Genomic DNA, 18,611 nt, shown 5'->3' on the forward strand with positions numbered 1-18,611 from the left:
AGCGGCCTGATCACAGGCTCAACAACCCCGAGTACAGGGCATATGCCGCCAACCCCGCCCCCGCCAGCACCGCCGCGAAGATCAGCTTCTCCCAGGCGGTGAACAACATCTGCCCCTGCTCACGCTTGGCCTGGGCGAACAGGATCACCCCCGGGGCGTACAGCAGCGCCGACAACAGCACATATTTGAGCCCACCGGCATACAGCAGCCACACCGCATATAGCAGCGCGATCAACGCCACCAGCATGTCCTTGCGCCGCAACCCCGGCTGCCCCTGGTAGCTTTCGCCCTTGAACGTCAGCAACACCGCATAAGCCGCCGACCAGAAGTACGGCACCAGGATCATCGACGAGGCCAGGTAGATCAGGCTGGTGTAGGTACCGGCCGAGAACAGGGTGATCAGCAGGAAGCCCTGGATCATCACGTTGGTCAGCCACAAGGCGTTGGCCGGCACATGGTTGGCGTTCTCCTGCGCCAGGAACTGCGGCATGGTCTTGTCACGCGCGGTGGCGAACAGGATCTCGGCACACAGCAGCGCCCAGGACAGCAACGCCCCCAGCAGCGAGACCGCCAAGCCGATACTGATCAGCAACGCGCCCCAGGGCCCGACGATATGCTCCAGCACCGAGGCCAGCGACGGGTTCTGCAACCCGGCCAGCTCCGGTTGGGTCATCACTCCCAGCGACAGCACGTTGACCAGCACCAGCAGGGCCAGCACCCCAAGAAAACCGATCACCGTGGCCTTGCCCACATCCGAACGGTGTAGCGCACGCCCCGAATAGACACTGGCCCCCTCGATGCCGATGAACACGAACACGGTCACCAGCATCATGTTGCGCACCTGCTCCATGACGCTGCCGAATTGCGGATTGCTCATGCCCCAGATGTCCCGGGTGAAGATGTCGGCGCGAAAGGCAGCAGCGGCGATGACGATGAAGATCAGCAGTGGCACCACCTTGGCCACGGTGGTCACCTGGTTGATGAACGCCGCCTCCTTGATGCCGCGCAACACCAGAAAGTGCACGGCCCACAGCAACAGCGAGGCGCAGCCGATGGCCACCGGGGTATTGCCCTGGCCGAACACCGGGAAGTAGAAGCCCAAGGTGCTGAACAGCAGCACGAAGTAACCGACGTTGCCCAGCCAGGCGCTGATCCAGTAACCCCAGGCCGAGGAAAAGCCCATGTACTCGCCGAAACCGGCCTTGGCATAGGCATACACCCCCGAGTCCAGCTCGGGCTTGCGGTTGGCCAGGCTCTGAAACACGAAGGCCAGCGCCAGCATGCCCACCGCGGTGATGCCCCAGCCGATCAGCACCGCCCCTACGTCCGCCCGGGCCGCCATGTTCTGTGGCAACGAAAAGATCCCGCCGCCAATCATCGATCCGACCACCAGCGCGATCAGCGCGCCAAGGCGCAGTTTCTGTCCCGGTTCGCTCATGGGGCTCCTCGTGCGCGCGTGCGCGTGAACGTATTAACCAACATAAATGTTACAAGTTTTTTATTGAATAGAGCCATTAAACCTATAGCACTCATAACCGAAATGTCTATAGCCGCCCCGCTGTTAAACATGACAGTGCGAAGTGCCTCGCGGCTCGCCTAAACCTGTCGCTATTTACTGTGAAAAATTTGCGAAACCCCTAAAAGAGACTAACTTCTCATTTCGCAGGCGAAACGGAGCGTTTGCTCTAGAAGGACATGGAGGTGCCAGCGCACAAGGCCTGCGACGAAGCTGTCGGCATCCTCCAGGAGACGCGTGAGGGATTTTTCTTACCTTCATGCGGGCATGAACTGATCTAAGTCAGCGAATGATCCAGGCGTCAGATTTATTCTGAGGTCAACTTTCTCCTGGTACGGAGTCGTTAAATGTCTGATTCTCCCGGAAAACTAAAACTGGGTGCACTTGTTGCACTTGTCGTCGGCTCGATGATCGGCGGCGGGATCTTCTCGTTGCCACAAAACATGGCTGCCAGCGCGGGCGTCGGCGCCGTGCTGATCGGCTGGGCCATCACCGCGGTGGGCATGCTCACCCTTGCCTTCGTATTCCAGACCCTGGCCAACCGCAAGCCAGACCTTGACGGCGGGGTATATGCCTACGCCAAGGCCGGTTTCGGCGACTACATGGGCTTCTCCTCGGCCTGGGGCTACTGGATCAGCGCCTGGCTGGGCAACGTCGGCTACTTCGTGTTGCTGTTCAGCACCCTGGGGTACTTCTTCCCGGTGTTCGGTGAAGGCAATACCCCGGCGGCGGTGATCGGCGCGTCGATCCTGCTGTGGGCGGTGCACTTCCTGGTGCTGCGCGGTATCAAGGAAGCGGCGTTCATCAACCTGGTCACCACCGTGGCCAAGGTCGTGCCGCTGGCACTGTTCGCCCTGATCTGCCTGTTCGCCTTCAGGCTCGACATCTTCACCGCGGATATCTGGGCCCTGGGCACGCCGGAACTGGGCAGCGTGATGAACCAGGTGCGCAACATGATGCTGGTCACCGTGTGGGTGTTCATCGGCATCGAGGGCGCGAGCATCTTTTCCTCGCGGGCGGAAAAACGCTCGGACGTGGGCAAGGCCACGGTCATCGGCTTCGTCACCGTGCTGCTGTTCCTGGTGCTGGTCAACGTGCTGTCGCTGGGGGTGATGACCCAACCGGAACTGGCCAAGCTGCAGAACCCGTCGATGGCCGCGGTGCTCGAACACGTGGTCGGCCACTGGGGCGCGGTGCTGATCAGCGTCGGCCTGATCATCTCGCTGCTCGGGGCCCTGCTCTCCTGGGTGCTGCTGTGCGCCGAGATCATGTTCGCCGCGGCCAAGGACCATACCATGCCGGAGTTCCTGCGCCGCGAGAACGCCAACCATGTACCGGCCAATGCCCTGTGGCTGACCAACGCCATGGTGCAGATCTTCCTGGTCATCACCCTGTTCTCCAACAGCACCTACCTGTCGCTGATCTACCTCGCCACCTCGATGATCCTCGTGCCCTACCTGTGGTCGGCCGCCTATGCGGTGCTCCTGGCGGTGCGCAGCGAGACCTACGAACAGGCCCTGGCCGAGCGCAAGAAAGACCTGATCATCGGCGGCATCGCCCTGCTGTATGCCATCTGGCTGCTGTACGCCGGCGGAGTGAAATACCTGCTGCTGTCGGCCCTGCTCTACGCCCCTGGCGCGATTCTATTCGCCAAGGCCAAGCGCGAGGTCGGCCAACCAATCTTCACCAACGTCGAGAAACTGATCTTCGCCGCCGTGGTGCTAGGCGCCCTGGTGGCGGCCTACGGGCTCTACGACGGCTTCCTGACTCTCTGAACCCAACGTCTTCGCTTTACAGGAGGATTCACCATGTCCACTGAGAAACAGAAATACGGCGTCCATTCCGAAGCCGGCAAACTGCGCAAAGTGATGGTCTGCAGCCCGGGCCTGGCGCACAAGCGCCTGACCCCGAGCAATTGCGACGAGCTGCTGTTCGACGACGTGATCTGGGTCGACCAGGCCAAGCGCGACCACTTCGACTTCGTCACCAAGATGCGCGAGCGCGGCGTCGATGTGCTGGAGATGCACAACCTGCTGACCGACATCGTCCAGCAACCTGAAGCGCTAAAGTGGATTCTCGACCGCAAGATCACCTCCGACACCGTCGGCGTTGGCCTCACCAATGAAGTACGCAGCTGGCTCGAAGGCCTCGACCCGCGCCACCTGGCCGAATTCCTGATCGGCGGCGTGGCCGGCCAGGACCTGCCGGAAAGCGAGGGTGCCAGCGTGGTCAAGATGTACAACGACTACCTGGGCCACTCCAGCTTCATCCTGCCGCCGTTGCCCAATACCCAGTTCACCCGCGACACCACCTGCTGGATCTACGGCGGCGTGACGCTCAACCCGATGTACTGGCCGGCGCGACGCCAGGAAACCCTGCTGACCACCGCGATCTACAAGTTCCACAAGGAGTTCACCGAAAAAGGCGATTTCCAGGTCTGGTACGGCGATCCGGACAAGGACCACGGCAACGCCACCCTCGAGGGCGGCGACGTGATGCCGATCGGCAAGGGCATCGTGCTCATCGGCATGGGCGAGCGCACCTCGCGCCAGGCCATCGGCCAGCTGGCGCAGAACCTGTTCGCCAAGGGCGCGGTGGAGAAAGTCATCGTCGCCGGCCTGCCCAAGTCTCGCGCCGCCATGCACCTGGACACCGTGTTCAGCTTCTGCGACCGCGACCTGGTCACGGTCTTCCCGGAAGTGGTGAGAGAGATCGTGCCGTTCATCATCCGCCCGGACGAAAGCAAGCCCTACGGCATGGACGTGCGCCGCGAGAACAAGTCGTTCATCGAGGTGGTTGGCGAGCAGTTGGGGGTCAAGCTGCGCGTGGTCGAGACCGGCGGCAACAGCTTCGCCGCCGAGCGCGAACAGTGGGATGACGGCAACAACGTGGTGGCCGTGGAGCCCGGCGTGGTCATCGGCTACGACCGCAACACCTACACCAACACCCTGCTGCGCAAGGCCGGGGTCGAGGTCATCACCATCAGCGCCGGCGAACTGGGCCGGGGCCGCGGCGGCGGCCACTGCATGACCTGCCCGATCATCCGCGACCCTATCGACTACTAACGCCCATTGCACCCGGTCGCGTCCAACAGACAGCGGCCGGGCATACCTCACCGAATCCAAGGAGAACCGTCATGGCGTTCAACATCCACAACCGCAACCTGCTCAGCCTCGAACACCACAGCACCCGCGAGCTGCGCTACCTGCTCGACCTGTCCCGCGACCTCAAGCGGGCCAAGTACACCGGCACCGAGCAGCAGCACCTGAAGGGCAACAACATCGCCCTGATCTTCGAGAAGACCTCGACCCGCACCCGCTGCGCCTTCGAAGTCGCCGCCTATGACCAGGGCGCCAACGTCACCTACATCGACCCCAACTCCTCGCAGATCGGCCACAAGGAAAGCATGAAGGACACCGCCCGCGTGCTAGGGCGCATGTACGACGCCATCGAATACCGCGGCTTCAAGCAGGAAATCGTCGAGGAACTGGCCAAGTTCGCCGGCGTGCCGGTGTTCAACGGCCTGACCGACGAGTACCACCCGACCCAGATGATCGCCGACGTGCTGACCATGCGCGAGCACAGCGACAAGCCGCTGCACGACATCAGCTACGCCTACCTGGGCGACGCCCGCAACAACATGGGCAACTCGCTGCTGCTGATCGGCGCCAAGCTCGGCATGGACGTGCGCATCGCCGCGCCCAAGGCGCTGTGGCCGCATGACGACCTGGTCGAGCGCTGCAAAAAGTACGCAGAAGAAAGCGGCGCGCGCATCACCCTGACCGAAGACCCGAAAGCCGCGGTCAAGGGCGTCGACTTCGTCCACACCGACGTGTGGGTATCGATGGGCGAGCCGGTCGAGGCCTGGGGCGAGCGTATCCAGCAACTGCTGCCGTACCAGGTGAACAAGGAGCTGATGAAGTCCACTGGCAACCCTCGCACCAAGTTCATGCACTGCCTGCCGGCGTTCCACAACTCCGACACCAAGGTCGGCAAGCAGATCGCCGAACAGTACCCGCACCTGGCCAACGGTATCGAAGTGACCGATGACGTGTTCGAGTCGCCAGCGTGCATCGCCTTCGAGCAGGCGGAAAACCGCATGCACACCATCAAGGCGATCCTGGTGTCGACCCTGGCCGACCTGTAAGTCCACGCTCCCCTGTAGGAGCCAGCCTTGCTGGCGAACCGGTCCACCGATGCCAATGGCATTCACCGGTAAAGCCGGCTCCTGCAGGGACCGCGTCACCATCAGAAGGACATTCCCCATGCGTATCGTTGTTGCATTGGGCGGCAACGCCCTGCTGCGCCGCGGCGAGCCGATGACCGCCGACAACCAGCGCGCCAATATCCGCACCGCCACCGAACAGATCGCCAAGATCCACCCCGGCAACGAACTGGTCATCGCCCACGGCAACGGCCCGCAGGTTGGCCTGTTGTCTCTCCAGGGCCTGTCCTACAAGCCCGACGAAGCCTACCCGCTGGACGTGCTCGGCGCCGAGACCGAAGGCATGATCGGCTACATGATCGAACAGGAGCTGGGCAACCTGCTGGACTTCGAGGTGCCGTTCGCCACGCTGCTCACCCAGGTTGAAGTGGACGCCAACGACCCGGCGTTCAAGGATCCGACCAAGTTCATCGGCCCCGTGTACGCCAAGGACGAAGCCGAGCGCCTGGCCAAGGAAAAAGGCTGGGTGGTCAAGCCCGATGGCGACAAGTACCGCCGGGTGGTGGCCAGCCCGAAACCCAAGCGCATCTTCGAGATCCGCCCGATCAAGTGGCTGCTGGAAAAAAGCAGCATCGTGATCTGCGCCGGCGGTGGCGGCATCCCCACCATGTACGACGAAAACCGCAAGCTCAAGGGCATCGAGGCGGTGATCGACAAGGACCTGTGCTCGGCGCTGCTGGCCGAACAGCTGGATGCCGACCTGCTGATCATCGCCACCGACGTTGACGCGGCGTACATCGATTTCGGCAAGCCGACACAGAAGGCCATCGCCCAGGCGCACCCCGACGAGCTCGAGAAGCTGGGCTTTGCCGCCGGCTCCATGGGGCCCAAGGTGCAGGCCGCCTGCGATTTCGCCCGGCATACCGGCAAGGTCGCGGTAATCAGCTCGCTGGAGAACATCGAGGACATCGTCAAAGGCACCGCCGGTACCCGCGTTTCCACCGCCAAGCCGGGAATCAGCTACCGTTGAACGCAGTTGGCCGGTGCCTGGCACCGGCCGTTTTCAACCTTCCGGAGGACCTCGCCATGGCCCAGTATCAACCCGGTCACGTGCATATCGAGCGCACTGCGCTGAACACCAACGACCACAGCTACGACCTGTGCATCGACTACGAGGCCGTGTCCGACCCCAGCGAAGGCCGCGGCATCCAGTTCCGCATGCATGGCCACATCGAGGGCAAGGCCGTCGATGAGAAGTTCTTCCTGGCCAAGGACCAGGTGCTGCCCAGCTTTCTGATGCAGTTGAGCCGCAAGGCCCAGTCGTACCTGCCAGCGCCGAAGAAGTTCGAGAACCTCGGCTCGCCGCACAAGCTGTATGACTATATGTTCGAAGACATCCGCGCCAAGCTGGATGTTAAATCGGGCGACCCGATCAAACCTGAGCATCTTTAGTGATCCTCGAGGGACCTTTCGCGGCACAAGGCCGCTCCTACAGGTACGTACGATCCCTGTAGGAGCGGCCTTGTGCCGCGAAAGGGCTGCGCAGCAGCCCCGGCAATAGTGGGCTAGAACGACATCGCAAGGCATACTGACGCCCATTCCGGCCAAACCCTCGCTCATCATGCGCATCCACGTCAGCTTCATCGACCGCGTCGGCATCACCCAGGAAGTCCTGGCCCTGCTCGGCGCCCGCAACCTCAACCTCGATGCCGTGGAGATGGTCCCGCCGAACGTCTACATCGACGCCCCGACCCTGAGCCCTGCCGTGCTCGAAGAGCTGCACGACGCATTGTTCGAGGTGCGCGGCGTGCAATCGGTGGAAGTGGTCGACATCCTCCCCGGCCAGCGCCGGCACCTGCAGCTCGACGCTCTGCTCGCCGCCATGAGCGACCCAGTACTGGCGGTGGACAGCGCTGGCAAGGTGCTGCTGGCCAACCCAGCACTGATTGCCCTGTGCGGGCGCGAATCGGCCGGACGCTCGGTAGGCGAGCTGTTCGCCGACCCCGACCTGCTCCAGGCCCTGCTGGACAACAATTTCCACCTGCCCATGCGCGAGATGCAGCTCAACGGCCAGAGCCTGCTGCTCGATGCCACGCCGATCACCCACGCCGGCGGCCTGCTGACCCTTTACCCACCGAACCGTATGGGCGAGCGCCTGTCGGCGCTACACCACGACCACGCCGAAGGCTTTGACGCCATGCTTGGCGATTCCCCGGCGATTCGCACCCTCAAGGCTCGCGCCCTGCGTGTGGCTGCCCTCGACGCGCCGCTGCTGGTGCATGGCGAGACTGGCACCGGCAAGGAACTGGTGGCCCGCGCCTGTCACGCCATCAGCAGCCGCCATGCCGCGCCGTTCCTGGCGCTGAACTGCGCGGCGCTGCCCGAGAGCCTGGCCGAGAGCGAGCTGTTCGGCTATGCCCCGGGCGCCTTCACCGGCGCGCAACGTGGCGGCAAACCCGGCTTGATGGAGCTGGCCAACCAGGGCACGGTGTTCCTCGACGAGATCGGCGAGATGTCGCCGTACCTGCAAGCCAAACTCCTGCGTTTTCTCAGCGATGGCAGCTTCCGCCGGGTCGGTGGCGACCGCGAGGTGAAAGTGGATGTGCGCATCATCAGCGCCACCCACCGCAACCTCGAGCGCATGGTCGCCGAGGGCACCTTCCGCGAAGACCTGTTCTACCGCCTCAATGTACTCAACCTGCAGGTGCCGCCCCTGCGCGAGCGCGGCCAGGACATCCTGTCACTGGCGCACTTCTTCATGCAGCAAGCCTGCACCCAGATCCAGCGCCCGGCCTGCCGCCTGGCCCCGGCCACGCACCCGGCGCTGCTGGCCAACCCCTGGCCGGGCAACGTGCGCCAGTTGCAGAACGTGATCTTCCGCGCCGCGGCCATCTGCGAAAGCAACCTGGTGGATATCGGCGACCTGGATATCGCCGGCACCTCGGTGGCACGCGGCCAGGATGGCGAGGTCGCCAGCCTGGAACAGGCGGTGGGGGATTTCGAGCGCGAACTGTTGCAGCGGCTGTATGCCAGCTACCCCTCGACCCGACAGCTGGCGGGGCGCTTGCAGACTTCGCACACAGCCATCGCCCAGCGCTTGCGCAAATATGGAATTCCAAGCAAAGCTTGACTCAACCGGCACCGATCGTATCGATTTAAATACAGCGTATCGATATCGTTACACACCCATTTGCATGCGTCTTTGCAAGGGTTTGATCCCTCGACGCTTTTGATTCCCCGCTCACCCGTATCGATTTCGTTCCACGAAAATGACAAAAAACCATAAAAAAATCTTCAACTATCTGATTAATAAGGTTTTTTAACAGCTGGCCGCATTATTGCTAAGGGAATTCCAACCTTAAGAGCGCGGAGCCTACCGCGCCCAACGCCCCTGCTTCCCGAGGAATTCCCATGAGCGAGTTGCGTTTCACCGAAGATCACGAATGGCTGCGCGTCGAAGCCGATGGCAGCGTCACCGTGGGCATTACCGCCTACGCCAAGAACGCGCTGGGTGATGTGGTCTATGTGCAACTGCCGGAGCTGCAGCAGTACGACAAGGGCACCGAAGCCTCCACCGTGGAATCGGTCAAAGCCGCCAGCGGCGTGTACATGCCACTGACCGGTGAAGTGGTCGCGGTCAACGAAGGCCTCAACGACAGCCCCGAGCTGGTCAACGAAGACCCGCTGGGCGAAGGCTGGTTCTTCCGCTTCATCCCCGCCGACATGAGCCAAGTGGCCGCCCTGCTCGACCAGGACGCCTACGACCGTCTGCTCAAAGCCAACGACGACGCCTGAGGTACCGCACCATGACCATCAACCTCGGCACCGCCAACGAATTCATCGCCCGTCACATCGGCCCGCGCGCCGCTGACGAGCAGGCCATGCTCAACGCGCTGGGCTTCGACTCGCTGGAAGCAATGACCGCCGCAGTCATCCCCGACAGCATCAAGGGCACCAGCGTGCTCGGCAGCGAAGACGGCCAGAGCGAGGCCGACGCCCTCGCCGCATTGAAAGCCATCGCCGGCCAGAACCAGCTGTTCAAGAGCTACATCGGCCAGGGCTACTACAACACCCACACGCCAGCGCCGATCCTGCGCAACCTCCTGGAAAACCCGGCCTGGTACACCGCCTATACCCCGTACCAGCCAGAGATCTCCCAAGGCCGCCTGGAAGCGCTGCTGAACTTCCAGACCCTGATCAGCGACCTCACCGGCCTGCCAATCGCCAACGCCTCGCTGCTCGACGAAGCCACCGCCGCCGCAGAAGCCATGACCTTCTGCAAGCGCCTTTCGAAAAACAAGGCCAGCCATGCCTTCTTCGCCTCCGTGCACTGCCACCCGCAGACCCTCGACGTGCTGCGTACCCGTGCCGAGCCACTGGGCATCGAGGTAGTGGTAGGCGACGAGCGTGAACTGGGCGACGTCAGCGCCTACTTCGGCGCCTTGCTGCAATACCCGGCAAGCAACGGTGACCTGTTCGACTACCGCGAAGTGGTGCAGCGCTTCCACGGCGCGGGCGCCCTGGTGGCCGTGGCCGCCGACCTGCTGGCCCTGACCCTGCTGACGCCACCTGGCGAGTTCGACGCCGACGTGGCCATCGGCAGCGCCCAGCGCTTCGGTGTGCCGCTGGGCTTCGGTGGCCCGCACGCGGCTTACTTCGCCACCCGCGACGCGTTCAAGCGCGACATGCCGGGCCGCCTGGTCGGTGTGTCGATCGACCGCTTCGGCAAGAGCGCCCTGCGCCTGGCCATGCAGACCCGCGAACAGCACATCCGCCGCGAGAAGGCCACCAGCAACATCTGCACCGCCCAGGTGCTGTTGGCCAACATCGCCAGCATGTACGCCGTGTACCACGGCCCGGCGGGCCTCAAGCGCATCGCCGAGCGCACCCACGCACTGACCGCGATCCTCGCCACCGGCCTGACCAAGCTGGGCGTCAAGGTCGTCACCGGCGAGTTCTTCGACACCCTGACCCTGGCCACCGGCGCCAACACCAGCAAGCTGCACGACAAGGCCCGCGCCCAAGGCATCAACCTGCGCCAAATCGACACTGCCCATCTGGGCCTGTCGCTGGACGAAACCAGCAGCCAGGCCGATGTCCAGGCCCTGTGGCAGCTGTTCGCCGACGGCCAGACAGCCCCGGACTTCGCCACCCTGGCCGCCACCGTCGCCCAGCGCCTGCCAGCCAAGCTGCTGCGCCAGTCGGCCATCCTCGAGCACCCGGTGTTCAACCGCTATCACAGCGAAACCGAGCTGATGCGCTACCTGCGCCGCCTGGCCGACAAGGACCTGGCGCTGGACCGCAGCATGATTCCGCTGGGCTCGTGCACCATGAAGCTCAACGCCGCCAGCGAGATGATCCCGGTGACCTGGGCCGAGTTCGGCAACCTGCACCCGTTTGCCCCCGCCGCGCAAAGCCAGGGCTACCGGCAGATGACCAGCGAACTGGAAGCCATGCTCTGCGCCGCCACCGGCTACGACGCCGTGTCGCTGCAGCCCAACGCCGGCTCCCAGGGCGAGTACGCCGGCCTGCTGGCGATCCGCGCCTACCACCGCAGCCGCGGCGACAGCCACCGCGACATCTGCCTGATCCCGTCCTCGGCCCACGGCACCAACCCCGCCACCGCGCACATGGCCGGCATGCGCGTGGTGGTGACCGCCTGCGACGCGCGCGGCAACGTCGACATCGACGACCTGCGCGCCAAGGCCATCGAGCACCGTGAGCGCCTGGCGGCGATCATGATCACCTACCCGTCGACCCACGGCGTGTTCGAGGAGGCCATCGGCGAGATCTGCGCGATCATTCACGACAACGGCGGCCAGGTGTACATCGACGGCGCCAACATGAACGCCATGGTCGGCCTGTGCGCCCCAGGCAAGTTCGGCGGCGACGTTTCGCACCTGAACCTGCACAAGACCTTCTGCATCCCCCACGGCGGTGGCGGCCCGGGGGTCGGCCCGATCGGCGTCAAGGCGCACCTGGCACCGTTCCTGCCTGGCCACGCGACGCTGGAGAACACCACAGGCGCCGTGTGCGCCGCGCCGTTCGGCAGCGCGAGCATCCTGCCGATCACCTGGATGTACATTCGCATGATGGGTGGCGCCGGCCTCAAGCGCGCCTCGCAGATGGCGATCCTCAACGCCAACTACATCGCCCGTCGCCTGGAAGAGCACTATCCTGTGCTGTACACCGGCGGCAACGGCCTGGTGGCGCATGAGTGCATCCTCGACCTGCGCCCGCTCAAGGACACCAGCGGCATCAGCGTCGACGACGTCGCCAAGCGCCTGATCGACTTCGGTTTCCACGCCCCGACCATGTCCTTCCCAGTGGCCGGCACGCTGATGATCGAACCGACCGAGAGCGAGTCCAAGGAGGAACTGGACCGTTTCTGCGCTGCCATGATCCAGATCCGCGAGGAGATCCGTGCGGTGGAGACTGGCAGCCTGGACAAGGACGACAACCCGCTGAAGAACGCACCGCACACCGCGGCGGAACTGGCCGGCGAGTGGGCCCACGGCTACAGCCGCGAGCAAGCGGTCTACCCGCTGCCGAGCCTGGTGGAAGGCAAGTACTGGCCACCGGTGGGCCGGGTCGACAACGTGTTCGGCGACCGCAACCTGGTCTGCGCCTGCCCGTCGATCGAGAGCTACCAGGACGTTTGATAGCGAGTGTCGTCATCAGGGGTGCTTTGCGCCCCTTTCGCGGCACAAGGCCGCTCCTACAGGACGGCGCTGGCCTCTGTAGGAGCGGCCTTGTGCCGCGAAAGGCCTGCAAAGCGGGCCCAGATTCTTCAGGAGAAGTACCATGTCCCTGAGCGTCTTCGACCTGTTCAAGATCGGCATCGGCCCCTCCAGCTCACACACGGTCGGGCCGATGCGCGCCGCCGCGCGCTTCGCCGAAGGCCTGCGTCGCGATGGCCTGCTGGCCAGCACGGCCAGCGTCAAGGCCGAGCTGTATGGCTCGCTCGGCGCGACCGGCAAGGGTCACGGCAGCGACAAGGCGGTGCTGCTCGGCCTGGAGGGCGAGCACCCCGACAGCGTCGACACCGAAGCCATTCCCGCGCGCCTGCAGGCCATTCGCGACAGCGGCCGGCTCAGCCTGCTCGGCGAGCACGCCATCGACTTCGTCGAAAAACAGCACCTGGCGATGATCCGCAAGCCGCTGGACTATCACCCCAACGGCATGATCTTTCGTGCCTTCGACGCCGCCGGCCTGCAGATCCGCAGCCGCGAGTACTATTCAGTGGGCGGCGGCTTCGTGGTCGACGAAGAGGCCGCGGGCCACGACCGCATCGTCGAGGACAGCACCGTGCTGGCCTACCCGTTCAAAACCGCCAAGGAGCTGCTGGCCCATTGCACCACGCAACAGCTGTCGTTCAGCCAGGTGATGCTGGCCAACGAGGCGGCCTGGCGCCCCGAGGCCGAGACCCGTGCCGGCCTGCTGCGCATCTGGCAGGTAATGCAGGACTGCGTCGAGGCCGGTTGCCGGCACGAGGGCATCCTGCCCGGCGGGCTGAAGGTCAAGCGCCGCGCCCCAGCGCTGTACCGCCAGCTCAGCCGCCACCCGGAGGCCAGCCTGCGCGATGCGCTGTCGGTGCTCGACTGGGTCAACCTCTACGCCCTGGCGGTGAACGAGGAAAACGCCTATGGCGGACGCGTGGTCACCGCGCCGACCAACGGTGCGGCGGGCATCGTGCCGGCGGTGCTGCACTACTACATGCGCTTCGTCCCCGGCGCCAGCGAGGACGGCGTGGTGCGCTTCCTGCTCACCGCTGCGGCCATTGGCATCCTCTACAAGGAAAACGCCTCGATCTCCGGCGCCGAGGTCGGTTGCCAGGGCGAGGTTGGCGTAGCCTGCTCGATGGCTGCTGGCGCATTGTGCGAAGTGATGGGCGGCACCCCACAACAGGTGGAGAACGCCGCCGAGATCGGCATGGAACACAACCTGGGCCTGACCTGCGACCCCATCGGCGGGCTGGTCCAGGTGCCCTGTATCGAGCGCAACGCCATGGGCTCGGTGAAGGCGATCAACGCGGTGCGCATGGCCCTGCGCGGCGACGGGCAGCACTACGTGTCCCTCGACAAGGTCATCCGCACCATGCGCCAGACCGGCGCCGACATGAAAAGCAAATACAAGGAGACCGCCCGCGGCGGTCTGGCCGTCAACATCATCGAATGTTGACCCGAATAAAAACCAAGGAGTCACCGATGTCCGAAACACTGCACAAGACCCCGCTGCACGCCCTGCACCTGGAACTGGGCGCGCGCATGGTGCCGTTCGCCGGCTACGACATGCCCGTGCAGTACCCGCTGGGCGTGCTCAAGGAGCACCTGCACACCCGCGAGCAGGCTGGCCTGTTCGACGTCTCGCACATGGGCCAGATCATCCTGCGCGGCAGCGACGCCGCCCGCGCCCTGGAAACCCTGGTGCCGGTGGACATCGTCGACCTGCCGCTGGGCATGCAGCGCTACGCCATGTTCACCAACGCCGAGGGCGGCATCCTCGACGACCTGATGGTCGCCAACCTGGGTGACGACACGTTGTTCCTGGTGGTAAACGCCGCCTGCAAGGACCAGGACCTGGCGCACCTGCGCCAGCATATCGGCGACCGCTGCGAGATCCAGCCGCTGTTCGAGGAACGCGCGCTGCTCGCCCTGCAAGGCCCGGCGGCGGTCAAGGTGCTGGAGCGCCTGGCCCCGGAAGTGGCCGGCATGACTTTCATGCAGTTCCGCCCGGTCAGCCTGCTGGGCAACGATTGCTTCGTCAGCCGCTCGGGCTACACCGGCGAGGACGGTTTCGAGATTTCCGTGCCGGCGGACAAGGCCGAGGCCCTGGCGCGCCGCCTGCTGGCCGAGCCCGAAGTGCTGCCGATCGGCCTGGGCGCGCGCGATTCGCTGCGCCTGGAAGCCGGCCTGTGCCTGTACGGCCACGACATGGACACCACCACCACGCCTATCGAAGCCAGCCTGTTGTGGGCGATCTCCAAGGTGCGCCGCGCCGATGGCGCGCGCGCCGGTGGCTTCCCAGGCGCGGACAGCGTGTTCGCCCAGCAACAGGCTGGCGTGGCGCGCAAGCGTGTCGGCCTGCTGCCCCAGGAACGCACGCCTGTGCGTGAGGGCGCGCAGATCGTCGACCAGGCTGGCAAGGTGGTCGGCGAAGTGTGCAGTGGCGGCTTCGGCCCGACGCTCGGCGCCCCCGTGGCGATGGGCTATGTCGATAACGAACATGCCGCGCTGGATACCGCTTTGTTTGCCGTTGTGCGCGGTAAGCAAGTTGCCCTCAAAGTCAGCAAAATGCCTTTCGTGGCGCAGCGTTACTACCGTGGCTGAATGAGTGGATCGGGCAGGCTCGACATATTCGTTTTCGAACCTGCCCAATAACTTCTGAACATAGCGCCAGGCCAGGCGCCACGCCGTTTCCGACAAATCGCTCGGTGATCGGGAAAAGCCTGATTTTCACCCATCGCGAGGGCTTGTTTTTCGCTCGGCAGTTGGCGTAGAGTCACAGCACTGTGTTTGCATGGGTCGCAACAGTTCGTGACCTGGGCCAGTAGCTGCAATCTGCTACAACCCGTTCGACGTCTCTTACTTTCCTGCAACCCAGCCCAGTAATCTTTCGCTTACAAAATGATGCGAAAGTAACTGTCATTAAAATTGAGTTCCATAGGAAGAAAGACAATGTCGACTCGTCAGAACGGTACCGTCAAGTGGTTTAACGACGAAAAAGGTTACGGCTTCATCACCCCAGAAAGCGGTGCTGATCTGTTTGTTCACTTCCGCGCCATTCAAGGCAACGGCTTCAAGAGCCTGAAAGAAGGCCAGAAAGTCACCTTCGTTGCAGTCCAGGGCCAGAAAGGCATGCAGGCTGACGAAGTTCAAGTCGCTGAATAAGACTGAATCCGCCTCAAAAGAGCCCCTGTGTTGACGCACAGGGGCTTTTTTGTGCCTGTAATTTCATAGAATGGGCCTTTGCCATCCGGAGCTGCCATGCATGTCCAAGCCTTTGCTCATTCCCCAGGGTGATTTTCCACCGGTCGGCCTGGGCCGTCGCCTGGCCGCGATGTTCTATGACTTCCTGCTGTGCACCGCCCTGCTGATCGTGACTGCCGGCGCCTACAAGATGATCCAGATGGCGATCATCGGCGAGGCCCGCATGCGCGAGCTGACCGAGGCCGGCGCGCTGGACGGCGACCCCTTGCTGTCGACGATCCTGCTGTTCGCGCTGTTCGGCTTCTTCGCCAAGTTCTGGACCCATGGCGGCCAAACCCTGGGCATGCAGGTGTGGGGAGTGCGCGTACAGAACGCTGATGGCAGCGCCATCAGCCTCTGGCAGGCATTGCTACGTTTCGTGGTGTCGATCGCGTCGTGGCTGTGCCTGGGGCTGGGCTTCATCTGGTCGTTGTTCGACAAACGCAAACGCAGCTGGCACGACATCTACTCCGAGACCCAACTGGTACGCCTGCCCAAACGCAAGAAATAGCCGCCACAGATCCCCTGTAGGAGCCAGCCTTGCTGGCGAACCCCGGCCCCCCGGTTCGCCAGCAAGGCTGGCTCCTACAGGCACAAAAAAGCCGACCCTGGGGTCGGCTTCTTGTTTGGCGGATCAACCCGCCCTGCGCATCAACCACAAACCGGCCAGCGCACAGATGCCAGCGGGTATCACCACCGCCAGCAACGGTGGGAAGCCGAACACCTGGCTCGACGGCCCCAGCAGATCACCCGCGATACGGAACACGAAGCCCACCAGTACGCCGGTGAACACGCGCTGGCCGAGAGTCACAGAACGCAGCGGGCCGAAGATGAACGAAATCGCCATCAACACCAGCGCCGCGGTCACCGCCGGCTGCAGCACCTTGGTCCAGAACGCCAGCCAGTAACGGGAGTTGTTCAGGCCTTGGTCGGACAGGTAGTGGATGTAGTCCCACAACCCGGTGATAGACAGCGACTCCGGTGCCAACACCACGGTATTGAGCAATTCCGGAGTCACCGAAACATCCCAGACTTCTTCAGGCGCGTTGACCACTTCGGTGTGGTCGCCACGGAAATAGGTGGTGGCGACATCGTTCAGTATCCACTTGCCGTCCTGATACTGCGCCCGGCGGGCGAAGCTGGAGGTCTGGATCTTGCGCTCGTCGTCGAAACGGTAGCGGGTCACGCCCAGTAGCAGGCCGTTGGGCTGCACCGAGTTGATGTGCACGAACTCCTCGCCCTGGCGATGCCACATGCCGCGTTTGGAGCTTTGCGCCTCGCCACCGCCCTGGGCCAGGGAACGGTCGGCCTGGGCCTTGTTCTCGGTGACCGGGGCGACGTATTCGCCAATCAGCAGGCCGACCAGCATCAGCACCAGCATCGGCTTCATCACCGCCCAGACGATACGACCGATGGACACCCCGGCAGCGCGCATGATGGTCAGTTCGCTGCTGCTGGCCAGGCTGCCCAGGCCAATCAGGCAGCCGATCAACGCCGCCATCGGCAGCATGTCGTAGAGCCGACGCGGTGCCGTGAGCAGCACATAGGCGCTGGCGTCCATCACCGTGTAGGTATTGCTCAGGTCGCTCATCTCGTCGATGAAGGCGAACAGCGAAGCCAGGCCGAGGATGATGCCGAGCACGGCGAGAATCGCCAGCAGCACGCTCTGGCCGATGTAGCGGTCCAGTTTAACCACGGGCCACCTCCGCACGACGCGCGGCGCGCTTGAGGCGCAGCGGCTCCCAGTACATCAACCCGAGGCCGATCAGCAAGAACAGGGCATGGACCCACCAGATACCCAACGAGAGGGGCAGCTTGCCCTTCTCCAGGGCGCCGCGCACGGAAATCAGCATTGTCAGATAAGCCATGTACAGGAGGATCGCCGGCAGCAGCTTGAGGAAGCGGCCCTGGCGGGGATTGACGCGCGACAGCGGCACGGCCAGCAGGGTGACCACGAACACCAGCAGCGGCAGCGATAGGCGCCACTGCAACTCGGCACGCTCGCGCACGCCGTCATGACCGATCAGGTCGCGGGTCGGGATCGCCTCGCGTTCGGTCACCTCCTGGGCGACCTCAGGCTTGGGCAGCAGCACGCCGTAGGTGTCGTACTTGATCGCGCGGTAGTCGGCCTGGCCGGGGTTGCCGTCGTAGCGGTAGCCGTTTTCCAGCACCAGGTAGCGGTTGCCGTCGGCCTGCACTTCCTGGTGGCCCTTCTCGGCGACCAGCACCGAAGGCGCGCGGTCCTTGGTCTTGTCCTGGTTGAAGCGCTTCTCGGAGATGAACACCCCGGCCAGGTTGACGCGGTCATCGGACAGTTGCTCGGTGTAGGTCACCCGCGAACCGTCACGCAGGGTCTGGAAACGCCCCGGCACCAGGGTGTCGAACTCGGTCAGGGCGTCCTGCTGGGCGATGATCTTCTGCACCTGGGCCACGCCCAGGGGGGCCAGGCTCAGGCTCAGCCAGGCCACCAGCAGGGCGATCAACGCCGCTGGCGCCATGGTCATCGCCAGCAGGCGCTGCTGGCTCATGCCGGTCGCCGAGAGCACGGTCATCTCGCTTTCGAGATACAGCCGGCCATAGGCCAGCAGGATGCCGAGGAACAGCCCCAGCGGCAGGATCAGTTGCAGGAACCCCGGCAGGCGGAAGCCCATGATCATGAACAGCACGCTCGGGTCGAGCACGCCCTGGGCCGCCTGGGCCAGGTATTTGATGAAGCGCCCGCTCATGATGATCACCAGCAGCACGGCGCTGACGGCGCTCAAGGTCACCAGGACCTCGCGGGACAGATAACGAAAGACGATCAAACCAGACACTCCTGGGTTGTCAGGGGCTCAAAGCCAGACGAACGATGCGGGCAGCCAAGCCCCATGCCGGTTCGCCAAGGCGAACCTCCATGTAAAAGTGCGCGCATTATCCTGTGATTGACGGCGCCTGTCACTTGGCGGCGCATGACGCCGCATGT

At 64.0% G+C, this 18,611-nt stretch carries 15 protein-coding genes; 12 read left to right on the forward strand and 3 right to left on the reverse strand.

What is annotated here, in order from left to right:
- Nucleotides 1-10: 10 nt before the first annotated feature.
- Nucleotides 11-1,438, reverse strand: coding sequence for an arginine-ornithine antiporter (gene arcD, locus E3U47_RS12230; RefSeq protein WP_134691696.1), 1,428 nt, complete (start codon nt 1,436-1,438; stop codon nt 11-13).
- Nucleotides 1,439-1,863: 425 nt separating this feature from the next.
- On the opposite strand from arcD (E3U47_RS12230), the gene arcD (E3U47_RS12235) reads away from it, so the two are divergent.
- The 12 genes from arcD (E3U47_RS12235) (at nt 1,864) to E3U47_RS12290 (ending at nt 16,160) form a co-directional block, all read left to right on the forward strand.
- A complete protein-coding gene (arcD, locus tag E3U47_RS12235; protein WP_134691697.1) occupies nt 1,864-3,291 on the forward strand; it encodes an arginine-ornithine antiporter in 1,428 nt (475 codons plus the stop codon).
- Nucleotides 3,292-3,324: 33 nt separating this feature from the next.
- Entirely contained in the window at nt 3,325-4,581 is a 1,257-nt protein-coding gene (gene arcA, locus E3U47_RS12240; protein ID WP_134691698.1) for an arginine deiminase, read from the forward strand.
- Nucleotides 4,582-4,652: 71 nt separating this feature from the next.
- On the forward strand, nt 4,653-5,663 hold the full coding sequence (locus E3U47_RS12245) for an ornithine carbamoyltransferase (protein ID WP_134691699.1): 1,011 nt from the start codon (nt 4,653-4,655) through the stop codon (nt 5,661-5,663).
- Nucleotides 5,664-5,781: 118 nt separating this feature from the next.
- Complete coding sequence (gene arcC, locus E3U47_RS12250) at nt 5,782-6,711, forward strand: carbamate kinase (RefSeq protein ID WP_046854306.1); 930 nt, start codon at nt 5,782-5,784, stop codon at nt 6,709-6,711.
- 56 nt (nt 6,712-6,767) lie between these two features.
- On the forward strand, nt 6,768-7,133 hold the full coding sequence (locus tag E3U47_RS12255; protein ID WP_134691700.1) for a DUF5064 family protein: 366 nt from the start codon (nt 6,768-6,770) through the stop codon (nt 7,131-7,133).
- Between the two features lie 169 nt (nt 7,134-7,302).
- On the forward strand, nt 7,303-8,811 hold the full coding sequence (locus E3U47_RS12260; protein WP_134691701.1) for a sigma-54-dependent transcriptional regulator: 1,509 nt from the start codon (nt 7,303-7,305) through the stop codon (nt 8,809-8,811).
- A 281-nt stretch (nt 8,812-9,092) separates the two neighbouring features.
- A complete protein-coding gene (gene gcvH / locus E3U47_RS12265) occupies nt 9,093-9,476 on the forward strand; it encodes a glycine cleavage system protein GcvH (RefSeq protein ID WP_134691702.1) in 384 nt (127 codons plus the stop codon).
- Between the two features lie 11 nt (nt 9,477-9,487).
- Nucleotides 9,488-12,343 carry an aminomethyl-transferring glycine dehydrogenase gene (gene gcvP, locus E3U47_RS12270; RefSeq protein ID WP_134691703.1) on the forward strand — a complete coding sequence of 952 codons (2,856 nt, stop codon included), beginning with the start codon at nt 9,488-9,490 and terminating at the stop codon, nt 12,341-12,343.
- A 142-nt stretch (nt 12,344-12,485) separates the two neighbouring features.
- Nucleotides 12,486-13,862, forward strand: a complete 1,377-nt coding sequence (locus E3U47_RS12275) for an L-serine ammonia-lyase (RefSeq protein ID WP_134691704.1) — start codon at nt 12,486-12,488, stop codon at nt 13,860-13,862.
- A gap of 26 nt (nt 13,863-13,888) precedes the next feature.
- Nucleotides 13,889-15,010 (forward strand): glycine cleavage system aminomethyltransferase GcvT, encoded by a 1,122-nt coding sequence (gene gcvT / locus E3U47_RS12280; protein ID WP_134691705.1) that lies wholly within the window; start codon nt 13,889-13,891, stop codon nt 15,008-15,010.
- A 348-nt stretch (nt 15,011-15,358) separates the two neighbouring features.
- Nucleotides 15,359-15,571 (forward strand): cold-shock protein, encoded by a 213-nt coding sequence (locus E3U47_RS12285; RefSeq protein ID WP_134691706.1) that lies wholly within the window; start codon nt 15,359-15,361, stop codon nt 15,569-15,571.
- A 100-nt stretch (nt 15,572-15,671) separates the two neighbouring features.
- Nucleotides 15,672-16,160, forward strand: a complete 489-nt coding sequence (locus E3U47_RS12290) for an RDD family protein (protein WP_134691707.1) — start codon at nt 15,672-15,674, stop codon at nt 16,158-16,160.
- Between the two features lie 123 nt (nt 16,161-16,283).
- Here E3U47_RS12290 and lptG read toward each other — a convergent pair whose 3' ends face one another.
- Nucleotides 16,284-17,345 carry an LPS export ABC transporter permease LptG gene (gene lptG / locus E3U47_RS12295; protein ID WP_134691708.1) on the reverse strand — a complete coding sequence of 354 codons (1,062 nt, stop codon included), beginning with the start codon at nt 17,343-17,345 and terminating at the stop codon, nt 16,284-16,286.
- The gene (gene lptF, locus E3U47_RS12300; protein ID WP_134691709.1) at nt 17,338-18,453 is read right to left on the reverse strand and encodes an LPS export ABC transporter permease LptF; all 1,116 of its coding nucleotides are present in this window, start codon (nt 18,451-18,453) and stop codon (nt 17,338-17,340) included. The genes lptG and lptF overlap by 8 nt, the downstream gene beginning before the upstream one ends.
- Nucleotides 18,454-18,611 lie beyond the last annotated feature (158 nt).

The organism is Pseudomonas sp. RIT623, from assembly GCF_004519305.1.
Classification (GTDB): domain Bacteria; phylum Pseudomonadota; class Gammaproteobacteria; order Pseudomonadales; family Pseudomonadaceae; genus Aquipseudomonas.

Excerpts from the sequence above, each read along its gene's own strand:
- arcD (WP_134691696.1), bottom strand. The coding sequence starts at position 1,438 with ATGAGCGAACCGGGACAGAAACTGCGCCTTGGCGCGCTGATCGCGCTG.
- arcD (WP_134691697.1), top strand. The coding sequence starts at position 1,864 with ATGTCTGATTCTCCCGGAAAACTAAAACTGGGTGCACTTGTTGCACTT.
- arcA (WP_134691698.1), top strand. The coding sequence starts at position 3,325 with ATGTCCACTGAGAAACAGAAATACGGCGTCCATTCCGAAGCCGGCAAA.
- E3U47_RS12245 (WP_134691699.1), top strand. The coding sequence starts at position 4,653 with ATGGCGTTCAACATCCACAACCGCAACCTGCTCAGCCTCGAACACCAC.
- arcC (WP_046854306.1), top strand. The coding sequence starts at position 5,782 with ATGCGTATCGTTGTTGCATTGGGCGGCAACGCCCTGCTGCGCCGCGGC.
- E3U47_RS12255 (WP_134691700.1), top strand. The coding sequence starts at position 6,768 with ATGGCCCAGTATCAACCCGGTCACGTGCATATCGAGCGCACTGCGCTG.
- E3U47_RS12260 (WP_134691701.1), top strand. The coding sequence starts at position 7,303 with ATGCGCATCCACGTCAGCTTCATCGACCGCGTCGGCATCACCCAGGAA.
- gcvH (WP_134691702.1), top strand. The coding sequence starts at position 9,093 with ATGAGCGAGTTGCGTTTCACCGAAGATCACGAATGGCTGCGCGTCGAA.
- gcvP (WP_134691703.1), top strand. The coding sequence starts at position 9,488 with ATGACCATCAACCTCGGCACCGCCAACGAATTCATCGCCCGTCACATC.
- E3U47_RS12275 (WP_134691704.1), top strand. The coding sequence starts at position 12,486 with ATGTCCCTGAGCGTCTTCGACCTGTTCAAGATCGGCATCGGCCCCTCC.
- gcvT (WP_134691705.1), top strand. The coding sequence starts at position 13,889 with ATGTCCGAAACACTGCACAAGACCCCGCTGCACGCCCTGCACCTGGAA.
- E3U47_RS12285 (WP_134691706.1), top strand. The coding sequence starts at position 15,359 with ATGTCGACTCGTCAGAACGGTACCGTCAAGTGGTTTAACGACGAAAAA.
- E3U47_RS12290 (WP_134691707.1), top strand. The coding sequence starts at position 15,672 with ATGTCCAAGCCTTTGCTCATTCCCCAGGGTGATTTTCCACCGGTCGGC.